This window comes from Actinocorallia herbida (genome assembly GCF_003751225.1).
Classification (GTDB): domain Bacteria; phylum Actinomycetota; class Actinomycetes; order Streptosporangiales; family Streptosporangiaceae; genus Actinocorallia; species Actinocorallia herbida.
Genome location: NZ_RJKE01000001.1, coordinates 6,196,804 through 6,212,672, shown reverse-complemented (window position 1 = coordinate 6,212,672; position 15,869 = coordinate 6,196,804). Strand labels below are relative to the sequence as shown.

Below are 15,869 nucleotides of genomic sequence, written 5' to 3'. Positions count from 1 at the left end.
GCGAAATTCGGCAGTGAATTTTCTCGCGCGGCTATGCTCCGACATCCGATTTTTGGTGAAGGAGGAGAATTGCCGCGTCCTCCGAGAGGAGGCACGGTGCCGCCGGACCTCGGAAGCGGCGCCGCGATCGGTGCGAGGTGCGGTCGAAGGCGTAGACCGCAGGCCCGTGCGGTTCGAGGCCCAGGAGCACCCCGACGAACCCGCCGGGCTCCAGCGGTTCGAGCGTGCGCAGGACCACGTCGTGGTCCGGGCCCGGCGTGGTGAACCAGAACATGCGGGGCGCTCCATCCATGGACGCGTCGCCGCCTCCCCTGAACTCGCCCTCGAGGTGCTCGATGACTTGTTCGAGGCCGTCGAACAGGAGAAGGCGCGGAGCGAGGTCGGACCAGTCCACCTCGTCGGCACGGCCGGTGAACAACCGGTCGAGCTCCTCGCGATCGATGATCGCCTGAAGTCTCCTCGGCCCGTTCGCGAGCAGGTTGGTGAAGAAGGTCCGCATGACCGCCTGCGGCTCTGCGGCGCTCGCGCGTACGGTCAGTGCCGGAGTCGGCGGGAAGCGCTGAGCTGTGTCGCCATGGGTGCAACGGGGGAACCGGGAGGCGGTCCTGGCGCGCTGCGTTGCGTCGTGTGCCTGCCCCTCGGCCGTTTCCGAGATGTCTGCCAGTAGGGCGTGCAAAATGTCGTTTTTCTGTACCACTGCGAACCTCCGGGATTGCCTGGATGCGGCGTCTTCACTTGCGTGTGAATTTGCCTCTTGTGCCGTCACACAAATGTGAAGTGCGGCGGTTGGAGATTAGGAACCGTGCGGGTGTGTTGTCAACGATTCGGTCGGGGCTCAATAGGGTGTGTCGTGGATGCGAGGCGGAGAGGTCAGGGGGCGGGTGAAAAAGGTATGAATCCCACAAAAGATGAAGTTCCGGATGATGCAGCGGGGCTTGCAGATAAAATCGACCATCTGTTCCGGACCATGCATCCGGCTGGCCGAGGCCCCTATTCCTTGCATGAGGTCGCAGAGGGGATTGAGAGGATTACGGGGGAGAAGGTCTCCCACAACACGCTATGGAGACTTCGAACCGGAAAGTCGGACAATCCTACTAAGCGTGTCCTTGAGGGCCTCGCGGCGTTCTTCGGGGTGAGTCCGGCGTACTTCTTCGAGGAGGGCGAATCGACTGGGATCAGGAACCAGATCGAGCTCCTGTCCGTCCTGAGAGAGGCCGGTATTCACGGAGTCCAGCTCCGCACGTTCTTCGACCTCTCACCGGCGGGCCGGGAGATGGTCGCCGAGATGATCGTCAGAACCGCCGAGATCGAGAGCTCCTACCGCGGTGATCCCGGCAGTTCGGGCTGATGCTGTCGGGCCCAGGCTCCTCGTGAACCCGTGCAGGTTCGGATTCGGATGAGGGCGTCGAAGCGATTCTGTGAAGTCCGCGCACAACTCTCAGGCCGCAAGTAGCATTCGGCATCGTGTCTCATGTGCGTCTCTGCTTCAGCGGGTGAACTGGTCGGGTCGCCTCAAGCGGGCGAAAAGCATCGACCAGCAGTTCGATCGGCTGGTCGCGAATCTTGTCCGGCATGGACTATTTTCGTCACCCTTCGATATGGATGAGTTCCTGTCCCGGTTCCAGCGGTGGAGGGGGAGAGCGATTCGTCTGGAACCGATGCCGGTGGGCGGCTCGGCCGATGGCCTCCCCTACGGCATGCTGATCAGCGCCGCAGGCGTCGACGTCGTCTTCTATATGCCCGGCTCGACGCCGCTGCACCGGGAGCACATCATCGCCCACGAGTTGGGGCATCTGCTCTTCGACCACGCGAGCGACCTCGCCGCCGCAGACCTCCAGCGCGTCCTCTTCCCCGACCTCGATCCCGAGACGGTCGAGCGGGCGCTGAAGCGGGCCTCGTACACCACGCGAAAAGAGCGAGAGGCGGAGGCCTTCGCCTCAGCGTTCCTGCGGCGCGCCCGGTACGGTGACCGTGCTCCCGCTCCGAACAACGCGGTGACGGACGTCCACTCCCGCATCGAAAGCGCCTGGGGCCAAGGCGGGCGCCGCGGGAGATGACGCACGCCTACTACCTCTTGGCGGGCCTGTGCCTTGTCGGCGCCCTCTACAAGCTGCGAGACCTGAGCCGCGACCCCGGCTCATCGTCCTTGCGCGGCACCTGCTCGACCCTGGCCCTGCTGAGCCTCGCCTTCGTCACGCTGGCACCTGCCTCCCGTCTCGCCATCGACGGTTGGACGGGCGCGCCCAACAGCGCCCGGTGGCTCGGCAACAGCGCAACCTTGGCAGCCGGATGCAGCATCCAGATCGCCATGGCCTTCATCGCTGGAGACGGACTCGCGCCGGCGCAGCTCCGCCGCAAAGCGCTCACCCTCCTCGCGGTGATCGGCACGATGGGAGCGCTCCTGCTGACCACGGGACTGCACGACCATCCGGACTTCGTTCACGTCCACGGCCATCGAGGCCCAGTCGTCGCGTACCTGCTCCTGTACCTGTGCTACCTCGCCGCGACGCTGGGAGACGCCCTGCGACTGGCGTGGTCGCACGCCTCCAAGGCGCGCAACGCGGCGCTCCGCGCGGGCTTGCGGCTGGGCGGGGCGGGCAGCGCGATCGGCCTGCTGTACTGCCTCTACAAAGCCTTTTTCGCCCTCTCCAAGTTCTGGCACCTGCCGACCTTGGGAACGGAAGGGATCATCGGTCCGGTCCTGGCGATGACGTCCGCGACGTTCATCGTCGCCGGCCTGACCGTGGGTTCCTGGGGAGCCGCACTCATCGAACGCCTCCGCTACCGCCATGCCTACCGGCGCCTGGAACCCTTGTGGCGCACCCTGACCGGCGAGCTTCCGCACCTCGTGCTCGACCCGCACAGAGGCGATATGCGCGAGCGCCTCTACCGGCGCGTCATCGAGATCCACGATGCGCGGCTCACCCTTGCCCCCTACCGAGACCCGCAATGGGAAGCACTCGCGCACAGGGCCGCAGCAGAGGCAGGGCTCAGCGGACCAAGCCTCGAAGCCGCGGTCAACGGAACCCTGCTCGCCGCCGCCCTCGAAGCCCGGCGAACCGGAGGCTCCACAAGAGCGGTGCCCACCCTCGAACTGACCAGACCGCAAAGCACCGACCTGCCCGAAGAAGCCGCATGGCTGGAAGCCGTGAGCCGCGCCTTCTTCTCACCTCTACCGTTCCCGCCGCAACCTGCGCTCATTGTGGAAGGCGACCCATGTCCGAAGTGAAGTCCGATCGCGCGGCCCCCGACCGCTCGACCTCGCGGGAGCGCAGCGCCAGAATCATCACCGAGATCTTCGCCCCGTGGACCGTCATCGTCGCGCTCTTCCTGACCGTCGGCTTCAACTCCGGTGACAACGGCCTGGCCTGGGGCCTGGCAGGCGCCTTCTTCTGCAGCATCGCCCCCATGCTCGTCATCCTCGCCGGAGTCCTCGTCGGTCGCTACGCCGACCACCACCTCACCACCCGACGTCACCGCCTCGTCCCCCTCATCCTCGCCATCACCCTCGTCCTCCTGGGCATCGCCGTTCTGCACAACCTCAACGCCCCCGCCGACATCCTGACCACCCAAACCGCCATCCTCACCGGCGGCCTCGTCGGCGCACCGATCACAGCCCTTTGGAAGATCAGCTTCCACACGGGTGTGGCGGCTGCCGCAGCCACCGTCCTCGTGCTTCTCTACGGCACCAGCTTCCTCGCCCTGTCCCCACTCCTGCTGCTGATCGCCTGGGCTCGCACAGCCCTCACCCACCACACCACCGCCCAAGTTCTCACAGCCATCCCCATCGGCGCACTCGCTGCCGCCCTGCCGCTTCTGCTGACGCACTGACCAAGATCTGCCGAGCGGCACGAGAAGCACCGTGCCCCAGTAGGGGGACTGTTCCGCGAAGGGCTCTGTCCCGTAATCGGTGGTAGCTCTCCGTGGTTTAGGAGAGGAGGATGCGGTGGCGGAGGAGCTCGAAGCCAGCGCGTCCGTGCATCTGTCTCATGATTCTTTTGGTGCGGGTGTTGACGCCTTCGGTGCGGCCGTTGTGGAAGGGCAGGGTGAGCGCGGCGTTGACGGCGGGGCGGTCGAGGTCGAGGCCTTTGGCGAGGCTGTGCAGGTGGGGCAGGTCAGCGGCGCGGGCGTCGGTGATCCAGGCGGAGAGCAGGACGTCGTTGCCGTCGGCGGGGGTGAGGAGTTGCGCGAAGGCATCGATGAGGCGGGCGAGTTCGGTGAGTTCGGGGCAGCCGGCGGTGAGGTCGCGCAGCAGGTCGGCGTCCTTGTCGCGAAGGTGGTCGGGGTGGGTGAGGAGCAGGCGGGCGAGGTGGCGTGGGGTGGTGACGGGCCGGTCGCCTTCGGCGCGGCCCTGATTGAGGTAGCGGTAGAGAAGGTTGAGGCTGCCGGTGTAGCCGAGTTCCTTGATCTCTCGCAGGAGCTGGGTGACGGGGACTGCGGGGTCTTCGGCGCGGCGGGCGCGCAGGTGGTCGCGGTAGGGGTCGACGAGCGTGGCCCGGTAGCGGGGCGCGATCCGGAGTTCCTCGGGTTCGCCGCGGCGGGCGTAGCGTTTGACGGTGTTGAGGTTGATGTCGAGGCGGCGGGCACATTCCAGCAGGCCGATGCCCTGGTCGAGGAGGTTGTGGATCTGCTGCCAGCGTTCCCGGGTCGTCTGCTCGCGGACGCCACCGGGGCAGGGCGGGTTGACGGTCGCCCAGCACGCTGAGTGGGATCGGACCTCGGCCAAGGTCTTGTCGCACAGGTTCCGCCACAGATGCCACCGGTCACTGACCTGCACTGCCTCGGGCAGCGCCCGCCGGACGGCTTCGGCATAGACGAGGGAGCCGTCTCGGCACACGACCTCGACTCCGGGATGCGTCCGCAGCCACTCCTCCAGGATGACTGCGCCGCGGCCCGGTAGGACGTCGACCGGTTCGCTGGTCTCGGCGTTGATCAGGATCGTTGCGTATCGGTGACGGCGCTTCAACGCGAAGTCGTCCACCCCGAGCACTCTGGGCACCTGGACCTGCGGGAGCGGCAAGGCTGCCAGCAGCCGCAACGCGGTCGACCTCGACAGACCCACCGCCAGAGCAGCTGACATCCGAGCGCTCGCCCGGCCGGCGAGTTCCCGCACGACCGCACCCAGCTGGTCGGCCAGACGGCTGGTCCGCCGCTGATACCGCTCCAGCAGGCCCGGCACCTGCTCCCGGAACGTCCTGCGCGAACACGACCACGCCTGGCAGGCCAGCCGCCGCACCCGCACCGACACCACCACCCGACGCCCATCCACCGGCACGTCCGCGACCGTCCGGCCGAACCTGCCATGCACACGGCCCGTCAACGTCCCGCACACCGGGCACGGCACCTGCTCCTCACGCGTCCTCGCCCTCACCCGGATCACCTCGCCGCCCTCCACGACGTCCTCGATGACCAGCGCGGACAACCCCGCGAACACCACCCCGACCAGCTCTTCAGCCCTCAGCACCCTCCAGCCTGCCACGAAATCACACAGAGCTACCACCGATTACGGGGCTCTGTTTCAGATTCGGTGGTGACGGAGCGTGCATGCCCGAGATCTGTGGTTTGCCGTAGTTCTCGGTGATCCGGGGACCGACACTTCGTTATCGACAGTGCTCCCGGAGGTGGCGCGAAGGGTGCGAATGTCCGGAACGAGGACGGCCACTTTGAGTTACCACCGGTTTCACAACAGAGCCCTTCGCGGAACAGTCCCACCTCCGCCTGCGCGGAGCGAACTCGATCTCAGCTCTGAGCAGTGGCAACGCGACCGGACTACCTCCGCCTGCGCGGAGCGAACTCGGTGAGCGCCGTCTCCGTCGCGGTGCGGGCCGGACTACCTCCGCCTGCGCGGAGCGAACACGCAGATATCACAGCCGCAGGAACACAAGGACGGACTACCTCCGCCTGCGCGGAGCGAACACGCAGATATCACAGCCGCAGGAACACAAGGACGGACTACCTCCGCCTGCGCGGAGCGAACCGCCAGCTCCTCCTGGGCCGCGTCGGACGCGGCGGACTACCTCCGCCTGCGCGGAGCGAACCCTTCGCGACCTGGGCTTATATGGGGGCGTTATGTTTTTGAGATCCTAGTTGGTTGCGGCGTGGCATGTGCTCCACCGTAGCGGGCGGCGGGCCGGGGCGGGCTGGCGACGAGGTGTTCGCCAGCGGCGGTCCTGGTCTGCCGGGGCTGGCATTGGCCAAGGTGTCGACGTTATGTCTCGATCTTGATCTTCTGGAAACGAAGAGGCCCCGGCTGCGATTCGGTCGTTGATGCAGGTCAGCGATGATTACGTTCGGTCGGTGGTGCACGCGTTCAATGAGCGGGGGTTCGACGCGCTGGACCCAAAATGGAGAGGGGGCCGTTCGAGGAGGATCGGTGAGTGGGTGCGTGAGCGCATCTGCCTGATCGCCCGGACGACCCCCGCCGAGTGGGGCATCACCGCGTTCTCGACCTGGAGCCTGTCGAAGTTGGCCGCCCACCTCGAGGACGTCGGGCTGGTGACGTCGCTGAGCCGCACGCATCTGGCGGGGATCCTGAAGGCCGGCGGCGTGTCGTGGCAGACCACGACCACGTGGAAGAGCTCGAACGATCCGGATTTCGTCGCCAAAATGCACGCCGTTCTGGCCCTCTACGACACCCGCCGCAGGGAGGCCGGGTGATCTGCGTCGACGAGTTCGGTCCGCTCAACCTCCAGCCGCGCAAGGGCAAGACCTGGCGGCCGAGCGGGCATCCGGCCAGGCTGCGCGCCACGTTCAACCGCAACGACGGGGTCCGGCACCTGCTCGGCGCCCTCGACCTGGCCACCGGCAAGGTCTACTACCGGATCCGGCACCGGAAACGATGGCGGGAGTTCCTGTCCTTCCTCAAGAGCCTGCGCGCACGGTGGCCCAGCGAACGCCTGCACGTCATCTGCGACAACTACTCGCCCCACAAGCACCCCGAGGTCAGGGCATGGGCCGCCGCACATGACGTCGAGCTGGTGTTCCTGCCGACCTACGGCTCCTGGCTCAACTGGATCGAATCCGAGTTCGCCGCCCTGCGCTACTTCGCACTCAACGGCACCGACCACCGCACCCACGAGCAGCAGAACACCGTCATCGCCGCCTACATCCGCTGGCACAACCGGCACGCCCGACCCAAGACCAGCTTCGCCGCCACCTCCCCGATCCGCTCATGGACCAGTTACCCCAGCAAGGTTGCGTGACGCGCCACTAGTGTCCTGCGCCTGAAATTCGTTGGTTAAGTATGTATCGTGTTGTTATGGCGAATCGGGGTCCTGCTGCGGTCGAGATCGAGCTGGGTGAGGTCGAGCGGGCGCGGTTGGTGGGTGTGTCAGTGGAGTCGTCGGCGTTGGCTCTTCGGGTGGGGATCGTGCTGGCGTGTGCTGAGCCCGGGGCGAGTAACGCGCGGGTGGCGCGTGATCTAGGGGTGTCGGTGACGACGGTGCGCAAGTGGCGGGCGGCGTTCGCGCGCGGTGGGGTGGAGGGGTTGCTGGATGCGCCTCGGGAGGGCCGGCCCAAGGCCGTGCTGAGGGTGGGTGATGATGAGCGGGTGGTGCTGGTGCGGTGGGCTCGGCGGGCGAAGTCCGCGCAGGTCCTGGCGATGCGAGCGAAGATCATATTGGCGTGTGCGGACGGGATGAGCAGCAAGGACGTCGCCGCCCGGTTGGGGGTGGACGCCTCCACCGTCTCCAAGTGGCGTGGCCGGTTCGTCCGGCTGGGGTTGGATGGGTTGATGGACGAGGAGCGGCCGGGCCGGCCTCCGTCGATCACTCTGGATCAGGTGGAGGAAGTGGTGGTGGCGACGTTGGAGGAGACGCCGAAGAACGCCACACACTGGTCGCGGGCGTCGATGGCCGAGCGCAGCGGCCTGTCGAAGTCGACGATCGGCCGGATCTGGCGTGATTTCGGGCTCAAGCCGCACCGGGCTGAGACGTTCAAGCTGTCGACCGACCCGCTGCTGGTCGAGAAGGTCGTCGACATCGTCGGCCTCTACCACGACCCGCCCGAGAAGGCGGTGGTCCTGTGCACGGACGAGAAGTCGCAGATCCAGGCGCTGGACCGGTCGCAACCTGTTCTGCCGATGATGCCGGGCATGCCCGAGCGCCGCACCCATGACTATGCCCGGCACGGCACCACCACCCTGTTCGCAGCCTTCGACATCGCCGACGGCACCGTCATCGGCCAGATGCACCGCCAGCACCGGGCCGCGGAGTTCAAGAAGTTCTTGATCACCATCGACAAGACCGTGCCCGCCGACCTGGACGTCCACCTCATCGTGGACAACTACGGCACCCACAAGACCCCGGCGATCAAAGCGTGGCTCGCCAAGCACCCACGTTTCCACATGCACTTCACCCCGACGGGGTCCTCCTGGATCAACCAGGTGGAACGCTGGTTCGGCTTCCTGGCCGACCAGAAGATCCGCCGTGGCGCCCACAAAAGCGTCCAGGCCCTGGAAGCCGACATCCGCGACTGGATCAACGACTGGAACAGCAACCCCCGGCCCTTCATCTGGACCAAGACCGCCGAAGAGATCCTTGAGCCGCCCCGAAGGTTCCGGACAGTGGCCCCACTAGAATGGGGTAGTCCGGAAAGGTAAGTGATTTGGCTCGTTCGAAGAGGAATTACTCTCCTGAATATCGGCAGGAAGCCGCCAGGTTGGTGGTGGATTCTTCCCGTCCGATCGCACAGGTCGCGAAGGAGCTCGGCATCAATGCCGGGACTCTGGCGAATTGGGTGAGTGCGTACCGGCGTGAGCATGCCGGGGAAGAGGCTCCTTTGACGCTCGATGAGCGGGTGCGCCTGAAGGAGCAGGAACGCGAGATCCAGGAACTCAAGATGGAGCTCGAGTTCGTAAAAAAAGCGGCGTTGTACTTCGCTCGGGAGCAGCGGTGACCTCGAAGTACGAGTTCATCGACGCGGAGTACGCCAACCCTTCGGTCGTCATCGGCGATAGATCGCCGGCAATCGTTCAGATGTGCGCATGGCTGGGTGTCTCGCGCTCGGGATTCTACGAATGGAGAAGCCGGCCGGAGTCGGCGACCGCGCGGCGCCGCGATGAGCTGAAGGCGTGGGTGAGGCACTTCTTCGACGTTTCCGATGGGACGTACGGGTATCGGCGGATCCACACCGATCTGGTGGAACAGGGCGTGCCCGCCGGGCCGGAGCTCGTCCGCTCGGTCATGCGGGAGCTGGGGCTGGAGCCCTGCCAGCCCAGGCCATGGCGCGTCGGGCTGACCGAGCAGGACGGCCAGGCCCACCACGTGCCCGACCTCGTGCAGCGCGACTTCACCGCGTCCGCCCCCGGCGAAAAACTCGTCGGCGACATCACCTACGTCGAAACATGGGAGGGCTGGATCTATCTGGCGACGGTGATCGACTGCTATTCCAGAGCCGTCATCGGCTGGGCGATCGGCGAGGACTACAAGACCCCGCTGATCGAGAAGGCGATCGGCATGGCGGCCCGAAACCACCGGCTGGCCGAAAGCGCGATATTTCACAGCGACCGCGGAAGCAATTACATGTCCAGGCAGTTCGCCGAGACCCTGCGGCGCCTCCGGCTACGGCAATCGACCGGGCGGACCGGAGTCTGCTGGGATAACGCACTCGCGGAATCCTTCTTCGCCGCACTGAAGAACGAGCGCGTCCATCGGACGGAATATCCCACTCGAGAACACGCACGCCGGGACATCATCAAATACATCGAGCTCTGGTATAATCCCCGGCGACGGCATTCAGCACTCGGCAACAAGAGCCCGGCCCAGGTTCACACTGAGTACCTGAACTCCCAGCTCTCAGCGTGAATTGACCGCAAATAGAGCTGTCCGGAATCAGCGGGGCACATCACCTCGAATCCCTCGCACGATTTTGCCGACGAATTTCAGGCGCAGGACACTAGTGTCCTGCGCCTGAAATTCGTTGGTTAAGTATGTATCGTGTTGTTATGGCGAATCGGGGTCCTGCTGCGGTCGAGATCGAGCTGGGTGAGGTCGAGCGGGCGCGGTTGGTGGGTGTGTCAGTGGAGTCGTCGGCGTTGGCTCTTCGGGTGGGGATCGTGCTGGCGTGTGCTGAGCCCGGGACGAGTAACGCGCGGGTGGCGCGTGATCTAGGGGTGTCGGTGACGACGGTGCGCAAGTGGCGGGCGGCGTTCGCGCGCGGTGGGGTGGAGGGGCTGCTGGATGCGCCTCGGGAGGGCCGGCCCAAGGCCGTGCTGAGGGTGGGTGATGATGAGCGGGTGGTGCTGGTGCGGTGGGCTCGGCGGGCGAAGTCCGCGCAGGTCCTGGCGATGCGAGCGAAGATCATATTGGCGTGTGCGGACGGGATGAGCAGCAAGGACGTCGCCGCCCGGTTGGGGGTGGACGCCTCCACCGTCTCCAAGTGGCGTGGCCGGTTCGTCCGGCTGGGGTTGGATGGGTTGATGGACGAGGAACGGCCGGGCCGGCCTCCGTCGATCACTCTGGATCAGGTGGAGGAAGTGGTGGTGGCGACGTTGGAGGAGACGCCGAAGAACGCCACACACTGGTCGCGGGCGTCGATGGCCGAGCGCAGCGGCCTGTCGAAGTCGACGATCGGCCGGATCTGGCGTGATTTCGGGCTCAAGCCGCACCGGGCTGAGACGTTCAAGCTGTCGACCGACCCGCTGCTGGTCGAGAAGGTCGTCGACATCGTCGGCCTCTACCACGACCCGCCCGAGAAGGCGGTGGTCCTGTGCACGGACGAGAAGTCGCAGATCCAGGCGCTGGACCGGTCGCAACCTGTTCTGCCGATGATGCCGGGCATGCCCGAGCGCCGCACCCATGACTATGCCCGGCACGGCACCACCACCCTGTTCGCAGCCTTCGACATCGCCGACGGCACCGTCATCGGCCAGATGCACCGCCAGCACCGGGCCGCGGAGTTCAAGAAGTTCTTGATCACCATCGACAAGACCGTGCCCGCCGACCTGGACGTCCACCTCATCGTGGACAACTACGGCACCCACAAGACCCCGGCGATCAAAGCGTGGCTCGCCAAGCACCCACGTTTCCACATGCACTTCACCCCGACGGGGTCCTCCTGGATCAACCAGGTGGAACGCTGGTTCGGCTTCCTGGCCGACCAGAAGATCCGCCGTGGCGCCCACAAAAGCGTCCAGGCCCTGGAAGCCGACATCCGCGACTGAACCTTTTCCAGTAGCCTTTCGCGGCTGCTGGTCACAGCATGGTCGCGGGCGGTGTGGCTGGCGCGGGACGTGAAGAAGCCCCTGGTAGGACGGGTGGTCTCTGACCTCCACACGTCCCCGACCAGAGGCTTCGCATGCTTTTCTATCGTTCTTCGCTGCCGTTGTCGCGTTCGACCCTGGATTACGTGACCGGGCTGGTGCGCCGGCACCGGCGGAAGGTGCGGAGCAAGGGCCGGGCCCTGCCGCCCGGCCGCCAGGCGCTCATGACCGTCGCCTACTTGAAGAAGGGTGAGACGTATCAGCAGCTCGCGGCCGGTTTCGGAGTCGGAACCACGACCGCGTGGCGCTACGTCAACGAGACCGTGATGCTGCTGTCGGCGCGCTCGCCCAAGCTGGAGCGTGCGCTGGCCAAGGCGAAGAAGGACGGGCTTGGCCACCTGGTGCTGGACGGCACGCTCATCGCGATCGACCGGCTGGCCGCCGACCGGCTCTTCTACTCGGGAAAGCACCGGAAACACGGGGTGAACCTGCAGGTCATAGCCGGTCCAGAAGGTCAGATCGTGTGGGTCTCGGGCGCGGTCCCCGGCTCGATCCACGACCTGACGGCGGCCAGGAACTGGGGCGTGATCCGCGCACTCGACGGCTGCGGGCTGCTTGTCCTGGCCGACAAGGGCTACACCGGCGCGGGCCCGCACATCCTCACGCCCTACAAGGGCCGAAACAAGCCCGAGGCACAGAAGCAGGCCAACCCCTCCCACGCCAAGCTCCGCGGCCCCGGCGAACGCGCAAACGCGCAGCTCAAGTCATGGAGCATCCTGGCAAGGCTCCGCTGCTGCCCCCACCGAGCCGGCCACCTCGCCAAAGCCATCAGCGTCCTTCAAAACCGCGAGGCTGCCCTCGCAGCATGGTGAAAAAGGCTCACTGGATCAACGACTGGAACAGCAACCCTCGACCCTTCATCTGGACCAAGACCGCCGAAGAGATCCTCGAATCCCTCGCACGATTTTGCCGACGAATTTCAGGCGCAGGACACTAGATGGTTCTTAAACGGGTTCCACGGGGCCGAGAAGGAAGCGGCCGAGGCCGAATCACCTGTGTGATCGAGCTAAGTCGAGATCGTTAACCGGACGAGCGTTCGTTCTTGATCCGGGTCGGTGCCGCTTGCGGCAGCACAGACCCCCGATCCGAAACTCGATGAGACCACCTCACTGAGAAGTGCGGTGCTTCGCCGGAAGCGTTCCAGTAGTTGGTGCATAAGCCCGGTTGATATCGCGCTTAAGCAAATACGGCTTCCTGGGTCGAGGTGACAGCGGTCACAGTGGTTCGGCGGTCCTGCGCTTCTCCTGAGCGTTGGCCGGCCTGCGACCACGTTCACTCGCTCCAGTCGTCTGGCCGAACAGTGAGGAGCCGGATCCGTCACCACCCAGGAGGGCGATGCGTCCCTCCGATCCGCTCAATGAAAGGCCGTATTGATGCGTCGCACCAAGAGGTGTCGCCGATGACTCGTAGCAGGAAGCCGATGCAGAAGCGGCGCATGGTCGCGGGCCTCGCCGGGGGCGCGCTGACCGTGTCCGGGCTGACCTTGTCGGTCTTCGTTGGTGCCCCGTCCGCTGTGGCGGCCGACGACACGAACCCCGACTTCGGGCCGAACGTCACGATCATCGATCCGTCGATGACCACGGAGCAGATCAACGCGGCGATCGCGCCGGTCGCTGGCAACCCGCGGCGACAGATCTTCTTCAAGCCCGGTACGTACGGCAGTGCCGCCGGACAGAACGATCCCTCGACCGCGACGGGGATCGTCAACACGACCCTGAACGCGAACACCGCCATCGGTGGTCTGGGGGCTCAGCCGAACGACGTGCGAATCAACGGGGCCTTGCACGTCGAGGCCGCTGGCAGCGCGCTGGGCACGTTCGCCCGCACGCTCACCAACCTGAGTATCAATCCGATCCAGCCCGGCGAGGACCCGCACACGATGCGGTGGCTGACCTCCCAGACCGCGCACTGGCGGCGCATCGACCTCCGCGGAGACGTCGATCTGACCAACCCGGCGCCGGGCACCTTTGCGTTCGGCAACGTGATCGCGAACTCCCGCATCACCGGGAAGCTCGACGTCGGGAACGGCCAGAACACCGCGGAGGGACAGGGCGACCAGACCAACGCGATGTATTACACCCGCAACAGCCAGATCGGCGGGTGGGAGGGCTTCTCCTCCAAGATGGTCTTCTCCGGCGTGAAGGGAGCTCCGAAGGACAACTTCGGCCCCGCGACGGCCAAGAGCGGCCCCGGCGACAAGGTGACCCTGAAGAACACTCCGGTCACCCGCGAAGCGCCGTTCCTCTATGTCGACCGCGGTCACTACAAGGTGTTCGTTCCGAAGGCCCGTACGAACACCTCCGGCTACGACTGGGACTTGAACTCGCGCAACGGGTCTTCCCTCGCCCTCAGCCGGTTCTACATCGCGAACCCGACTGCGACGGCGGCGACGCTGAACCAGGAACTCGCGAAGGGCAAGAACCTCCTCCTGACGCCCGGTGTCTACGACCTGGACGCCCCGCTTCAGGTCAACCGTCCCGACACCGTAATCATGGGCCTCGGCTTCGCGCAGCTGAACGCGACAGCGGGCCTCGGGGCCGTGAAGGTCGGAAATGTCCCGGGCGTGGTGCTCTCCGCGTTCAGCGTGGGCGGCACGGGTACGGCCTCCGACGTGCTCGTTCAGATCGGCAGCGGAGGCGCGAAGCGCGGCGGGTCCGAGAAGAACCCGACCACGATCAGCGACGTGCACATCGCCGGCAAGGCCGTCACCGCTGAGGTCATCAACCAGGACCACGTGCTCGTTGACGGTTCGTGGGTCCGGACCGGCGGGCTCGGCGGCGTCGCCTGGTCCGACCCGGCGGGGTCGCACGGCATCGTCGTGAACGGCGACGACGTCACCTGGACCGGCCTATGGGTCGAGCACTTCAAGAAGACGCAGATGACCTGGAACGGTGACGGCGGCCAGGTCGTGTTCCTGGAGACAGAGCCCCCGTATACCCCGCCGAGCCAGCCCGAGTGGATGAACGGCGCGAAGGAGGGCTATCCCACCCTCAAGATCGCTGATGACGTCAAGTCGTTCAGGCTGGACGGCTTCGGCGCCTACACCCGCTTCTCCAACGGCTGCGTCTGCTTCGCTTCCAGCGCGATCGAGACCCCGGTGAAGAAGGACATCGTCTTCCACGGTGTCACTGCTGGTTCGATCATGTTCCCCGTCCCGGGGGGCTTCACGAAGGGCGGCTTCCGCCACATCTTCAACGACCTCGGACCGGCGGTCGACGCGGGCCTGGACTCCGGAAACTCCCGGCTTCCGTACTCGGACACCTTCGGGTTCACCTCGAACCTGCGGATCGCGCTCTTCCCGACCAAGGCCGACCTGGGGCACGGCGGGCACCGTTAACACCTGAGCTGGAAAGGCGCTGGAGCAGCCTGAACAGCCAGCCCGGGTCCTCGTGCCCCTCGGCCTCCGGCCGAGGGGCACGAGTGTTCTGTGAGGAGCTAGATCGGTTCACGGAGGTAGGCCCAGTACTCCTTGGCCTCGCCAGGGTCGACCACGGGCGGCGGCTCGAAGTCACCCCCCGCGGCGTTCTCCGCGAGGCACTGGCGCACCGAGTAGCGGAGCGCTCGCTGGACACGAAGGAAGCGCCGTCCCATGTAGCGTTCGAGAGCCTCCTCTACGGAGGACCGGGCGGTCAGTTCCGCAGCGAGCACGTGCGCGTCCTCGATGGCCATGGCGGCCCCGCTGGAGGCATGGGGAGGCATCACGTGTGCCGCGTCGCCGATCAGGACCACGCGGCCGCGGTACCAGGGTGAGGGAACGAGCATGGTGCTGAACGGGCCGAAGTGAATGTCCCGGCCCTGGGGCAGGTCGGCACGGATGCGTGCCGCCTCCGGAAAGGTGAACTGCGCCAGTGCGTCCTCCATCTCGGAGCGGACGAGTAGATCGCCATCACGAGTGATCCGCCCGGTCGGCTTCGTGATGAATGCGTAGATCTGATCATCGGGAAGCGGGTAGAGCCCGATCTTCAGACCGTTGGCACCGAGATACATCCGACCGTGTGTGATCGAAGAGATGCCGGGAGTCAGCCACCGATAACCGGCTTGCCCGAGGGGGCCGGCGCGAAACTCCTCTCCGAACACCTTGCGACGGGTGAGGGAGTTGAAACCGTCGGCTCCGACGACCACGTCGAAGCGCTCGGTCTCACCGTTGGTGAAGGTGACGACGGCGGAGTCCGAGTCCTGGTTCACCTCTGCGATGGTGATCCCGACATCGATGCCGATGCCGGACTCGCTCAGTGAGCGGGTCAGGATGTCGGCGAGAACATGGCGTGAGAGGACGACGTTGTCGGGGAAAGCCTGGCCTTCAGGCTGCAAACGCTCGGTGTAGAGAAGAGTGGTCCCGTCGGGCTCGCACATGTGCAGAGTCATGCTCAGGCTGCTGCCTTCGAGAACCGGGTCGAGGAGTCCGTGGGTCTCCAGGGCGCGCAGCGCGTTGCCCGACAGTCCGATTCCCGAACCGACAGGCCTCGGGTCGATGTCGACCAGACGCAGGTCGACGTTCTCATGACGCAGGGCGTTCGCCAGCGTCAGGCCTGCGATGCCCGCGCCGACGATGAGAATGCGGCGGGAGGTCGTCATTGAAATCCAATCGGGTGGGAGGGGCAGAAGGAAG

General features: G+C 65.9%; 13 protein-coding genes, 1 pseudogene and 1 CRISPR repeat array. Of the genes and pseudogenes, 11 read left to right on the top strand and 3 right to left on the bottom strand.

Translation table 11 applies throughout. The annotated features are described in order from the left end of the window. Window positions 1-31: 31 nt before the first annotated feature. Window positions 32-697: a hypothetical protein gene (locus EDD29_RS28230; RefSeq protein WP_123667302.1), complete on the bottom strand. Its 666-nt coding sequence runs from the start codon at window positions 695-697 to the stop codon at window positions 32-34. Window positions 698-997: 300 nt separating this feature from the next. Between EDD29_RS28230 and EDD29_RS28225 the strand changes: the two genes are divergently transcribed. The 4 genes from EDD29_RS28225 to EDD29_RS28210 all read left to right on the top strand — a co-directional run bounded on the left by EDD29_RS28225 (window position 998) and on the right by EDD29_RS28210 (window position 3,831). Then, complete coding sequence (locus tag EDD29_RS28225; protein WP_211359960.1) at window positions 998-1,348, top strand: helix-turn-helix domain-containing protein; 351 nt, start codon at window positions 998-1,000, stop codon at window positions 1,346-1,348. 145 nt (window positions 1,349-1,493) lie between these two features. Then, window positions 1,494-2,057, top strand: a complete 564-nt coding sequence (locus EDD29_RS28220; RefSeq protein WP_211359958.1) for an ImmA/IrrE family metallo-endopeptidase — start codon at window positions 1,494-1,496, stop codon at window positions 2,055-2,057. After that, on the top strand, window positions 2,054-3,229 hold the full coding sequence (locus tag EDD29_RS28215) for an MAB_1171c family putative transporter (RefSeq protein ID WP_123667296.1): 1,176 nt from the start codon (window positions 2,054-2,056) through the stop codon (window positions 3,227-3,229). The genes EDD29_RS28220 and EDD29_RS28215 overlap by 4 nt, the downstream gene beginning before the upstream one ends. Beyond that, window positions 3,217-3,831, top strand: coding sequence for a phosphoesterase PA-phosphatase (locus EDD29_RS28210; RefSeq protein ID WP_123667294.1), 615 nt, complete (start codon window positions 3,217-3,219; stop codon window positions 3,829-3,831). Before EDD29_RS28215 ends, EDD29_RS28210 begins: the two co-directional genes overlap by 13 nt. 97 nt (window positions 3,832-3,928) lie before the next feature. Here EDD29_RS28210 and EDD29_RS28205 read toward each other — a convergent pair whose 3' ends face one another. Beyond that, entirely contained in the window at window positions 3,929-5,464 is a 1,536-nt protein-coding gene (locus EDD29_RS28205) for an ISL3 family transposase (protein WP_425454990.1), read from the bottom strand. Window positions 5,465-5,703: 239 nt separating this feature from the next. Then, window positions 5,704-6,038: direct repeats of the CRISPR family, unit length 30 nt; unit sequence CCGGACTACCTCCGCCTGCGCGGAGCGAAC. A gap of 229 nt (window positions 6,039-6,267) precedes the next feature. Between EDD29_RS28205 and EDD29_RS28200 the strand changes: the two genes are divergently transcribed. From EDD29_RS28200 to EDD29_RS28165, 7 genes and pseudogenes are all read left to right on the top strand, one after another. After that, window positions 6,268-6,657, top strand: a complete 390-nt coding sequence (locus EDD29_RS28200; RefSeq protein ID WP_123667292.1) for a helix-turn-helix domain-containing protein — start codon at window positions 6,268-6,270, stop codon at window positions 6,655-6,657. Then, window positions 6,654-7,202, top strand: coding sequence for an IS630 family transposase (locus tag EDD29_RS28195; RefSeq protein ID WP_170201618.1), 549 nt, complete (start codon window positions 6,654-6,656; stop codon window positions 7,200-7,202). Before EDD29_RS28200 ends, EDD29_RS28195 begins: the two co-directional genes overlap by 4 nt. 56 nt (window positions 7,203-7,258) lie before the next feature. Further along, complete coding sequence (locus tag EDD29_RS28190) at window positions 7,259-8,599, top strand: IS630 family transposase (RefSeq protein WP_246053065.1); 1,341 nt, start codon at window positions 7,259-7,261, stop codon at window positions 8,597-8,599. Between the two features lie 5 nt (window positions 8,600-8,604). Beyond that, window positions 8,605-9,803, top strand: a protein-coding gene (locus EDD29_RS28185) for an IS3 family transposase (RefSeq protein WP_123665178.1) whose coding sequence is annotated in 2 segments (ribosomal slippage) — window positions 8,605-8,854 and window positions 8,854-9,803 — 1,200 coding nt in all. Because the reading frame shifts where the segments join, the coding sequence is not laid out codon by codon here. Window positions 9,804-9,943: 140 nt separating this feature from the next. Next, window positions 9,944-11,152 (top strand): annotated as a pseudogene (locus EDD29_RS28180) (IS630 family transposase); the annotation flags it as partial. Window positions 11,153-11,295: 143 nt separating this feature from the next. Next, window positions 11,296-12,072, top strand: coding sequence for a transposase family protein (locus EDD29_RS28175; protein ID WP_123667288.1), 777 nt, complete (start codon window positions 11,296-11,298; stop codon window positions 12,070-12,072). A 392-nt stretch (window positions 12,073-12,464) separates the two neighbouring features. After that, complete coding sequence (locus EDD29_RS28165) at window positions 12,465-14,597, top strand: adenylyl cyclase (protein ID WP_148086117.1); 2,133 nt, start codon at window positions 12,465-12,467, stop codon at window positions 14,595-14,597. A gap of 98 nt (window positions 14,598-14,695) precedes the next feature. On the opposite strand, the gene EDD29_RS28160 is transcribed toward EDD29_RS28165, so the two are convergent. Next, window positions 14,696-15,835, bottom strand: a complete 1,140-nt coding sequence (locus EDD29_RS28160) for an FAD-dependent monooxygenase (RefSeq protein ID WP_123667284.1) — start codon at window positions 15,833-15,835, stop codon at window positions 14,696-14,698. Window positions 15,836-15,869: the final 34 nt, after the last annotated feature.

Bases quoted from the DNA above. Each gene is read 5' to 3' on its own strand.
- EDD29_RS28215 (WP_123667296.1), top strand. From the start codon at position 2,054: ATGACGCACGCCTACTACCTCTTGGCGGGCCTGTGCCTTGTCGGCGCC.
- EDD29_RS28210 (WP_123667294.1), top strand. From the start codon at position 3,217: ATGTCCGAAGTGAAGTCCGATCGCGCGGCCCCCGACCGCTCGACCTCG.
- EDD29_RS28200 (WP_123667292.1), top strand. From the start codon at position 6,268: ATGCAGGTCAGCGATGATTACGTTCGGTCGGTGGTGCACGCGTTCAAT.
- EDD29_RS28190 (WP_246053065.1), top strand. From the start codon at position 7,259: ATGGCGAATCGGGGTCCTGCTGCGGTCGAGATCGAGCTGGGTGAGGTC.
- EDD29_RS28175 (WP_123667288.1), top strand. From the start codon at position 11,296: ATGCTTTTCTATCGTTCTTCGCTGCCGTTGTCGCGTTCGACCCTGGAT.
- EDD29_RS28160 (WP_123667284.1), bottom strand. From the start codon at position 15,835: ATGACGACCTCCCGCCGCATTCTCATCGTCGGCGCGGGCATCGCAGGC.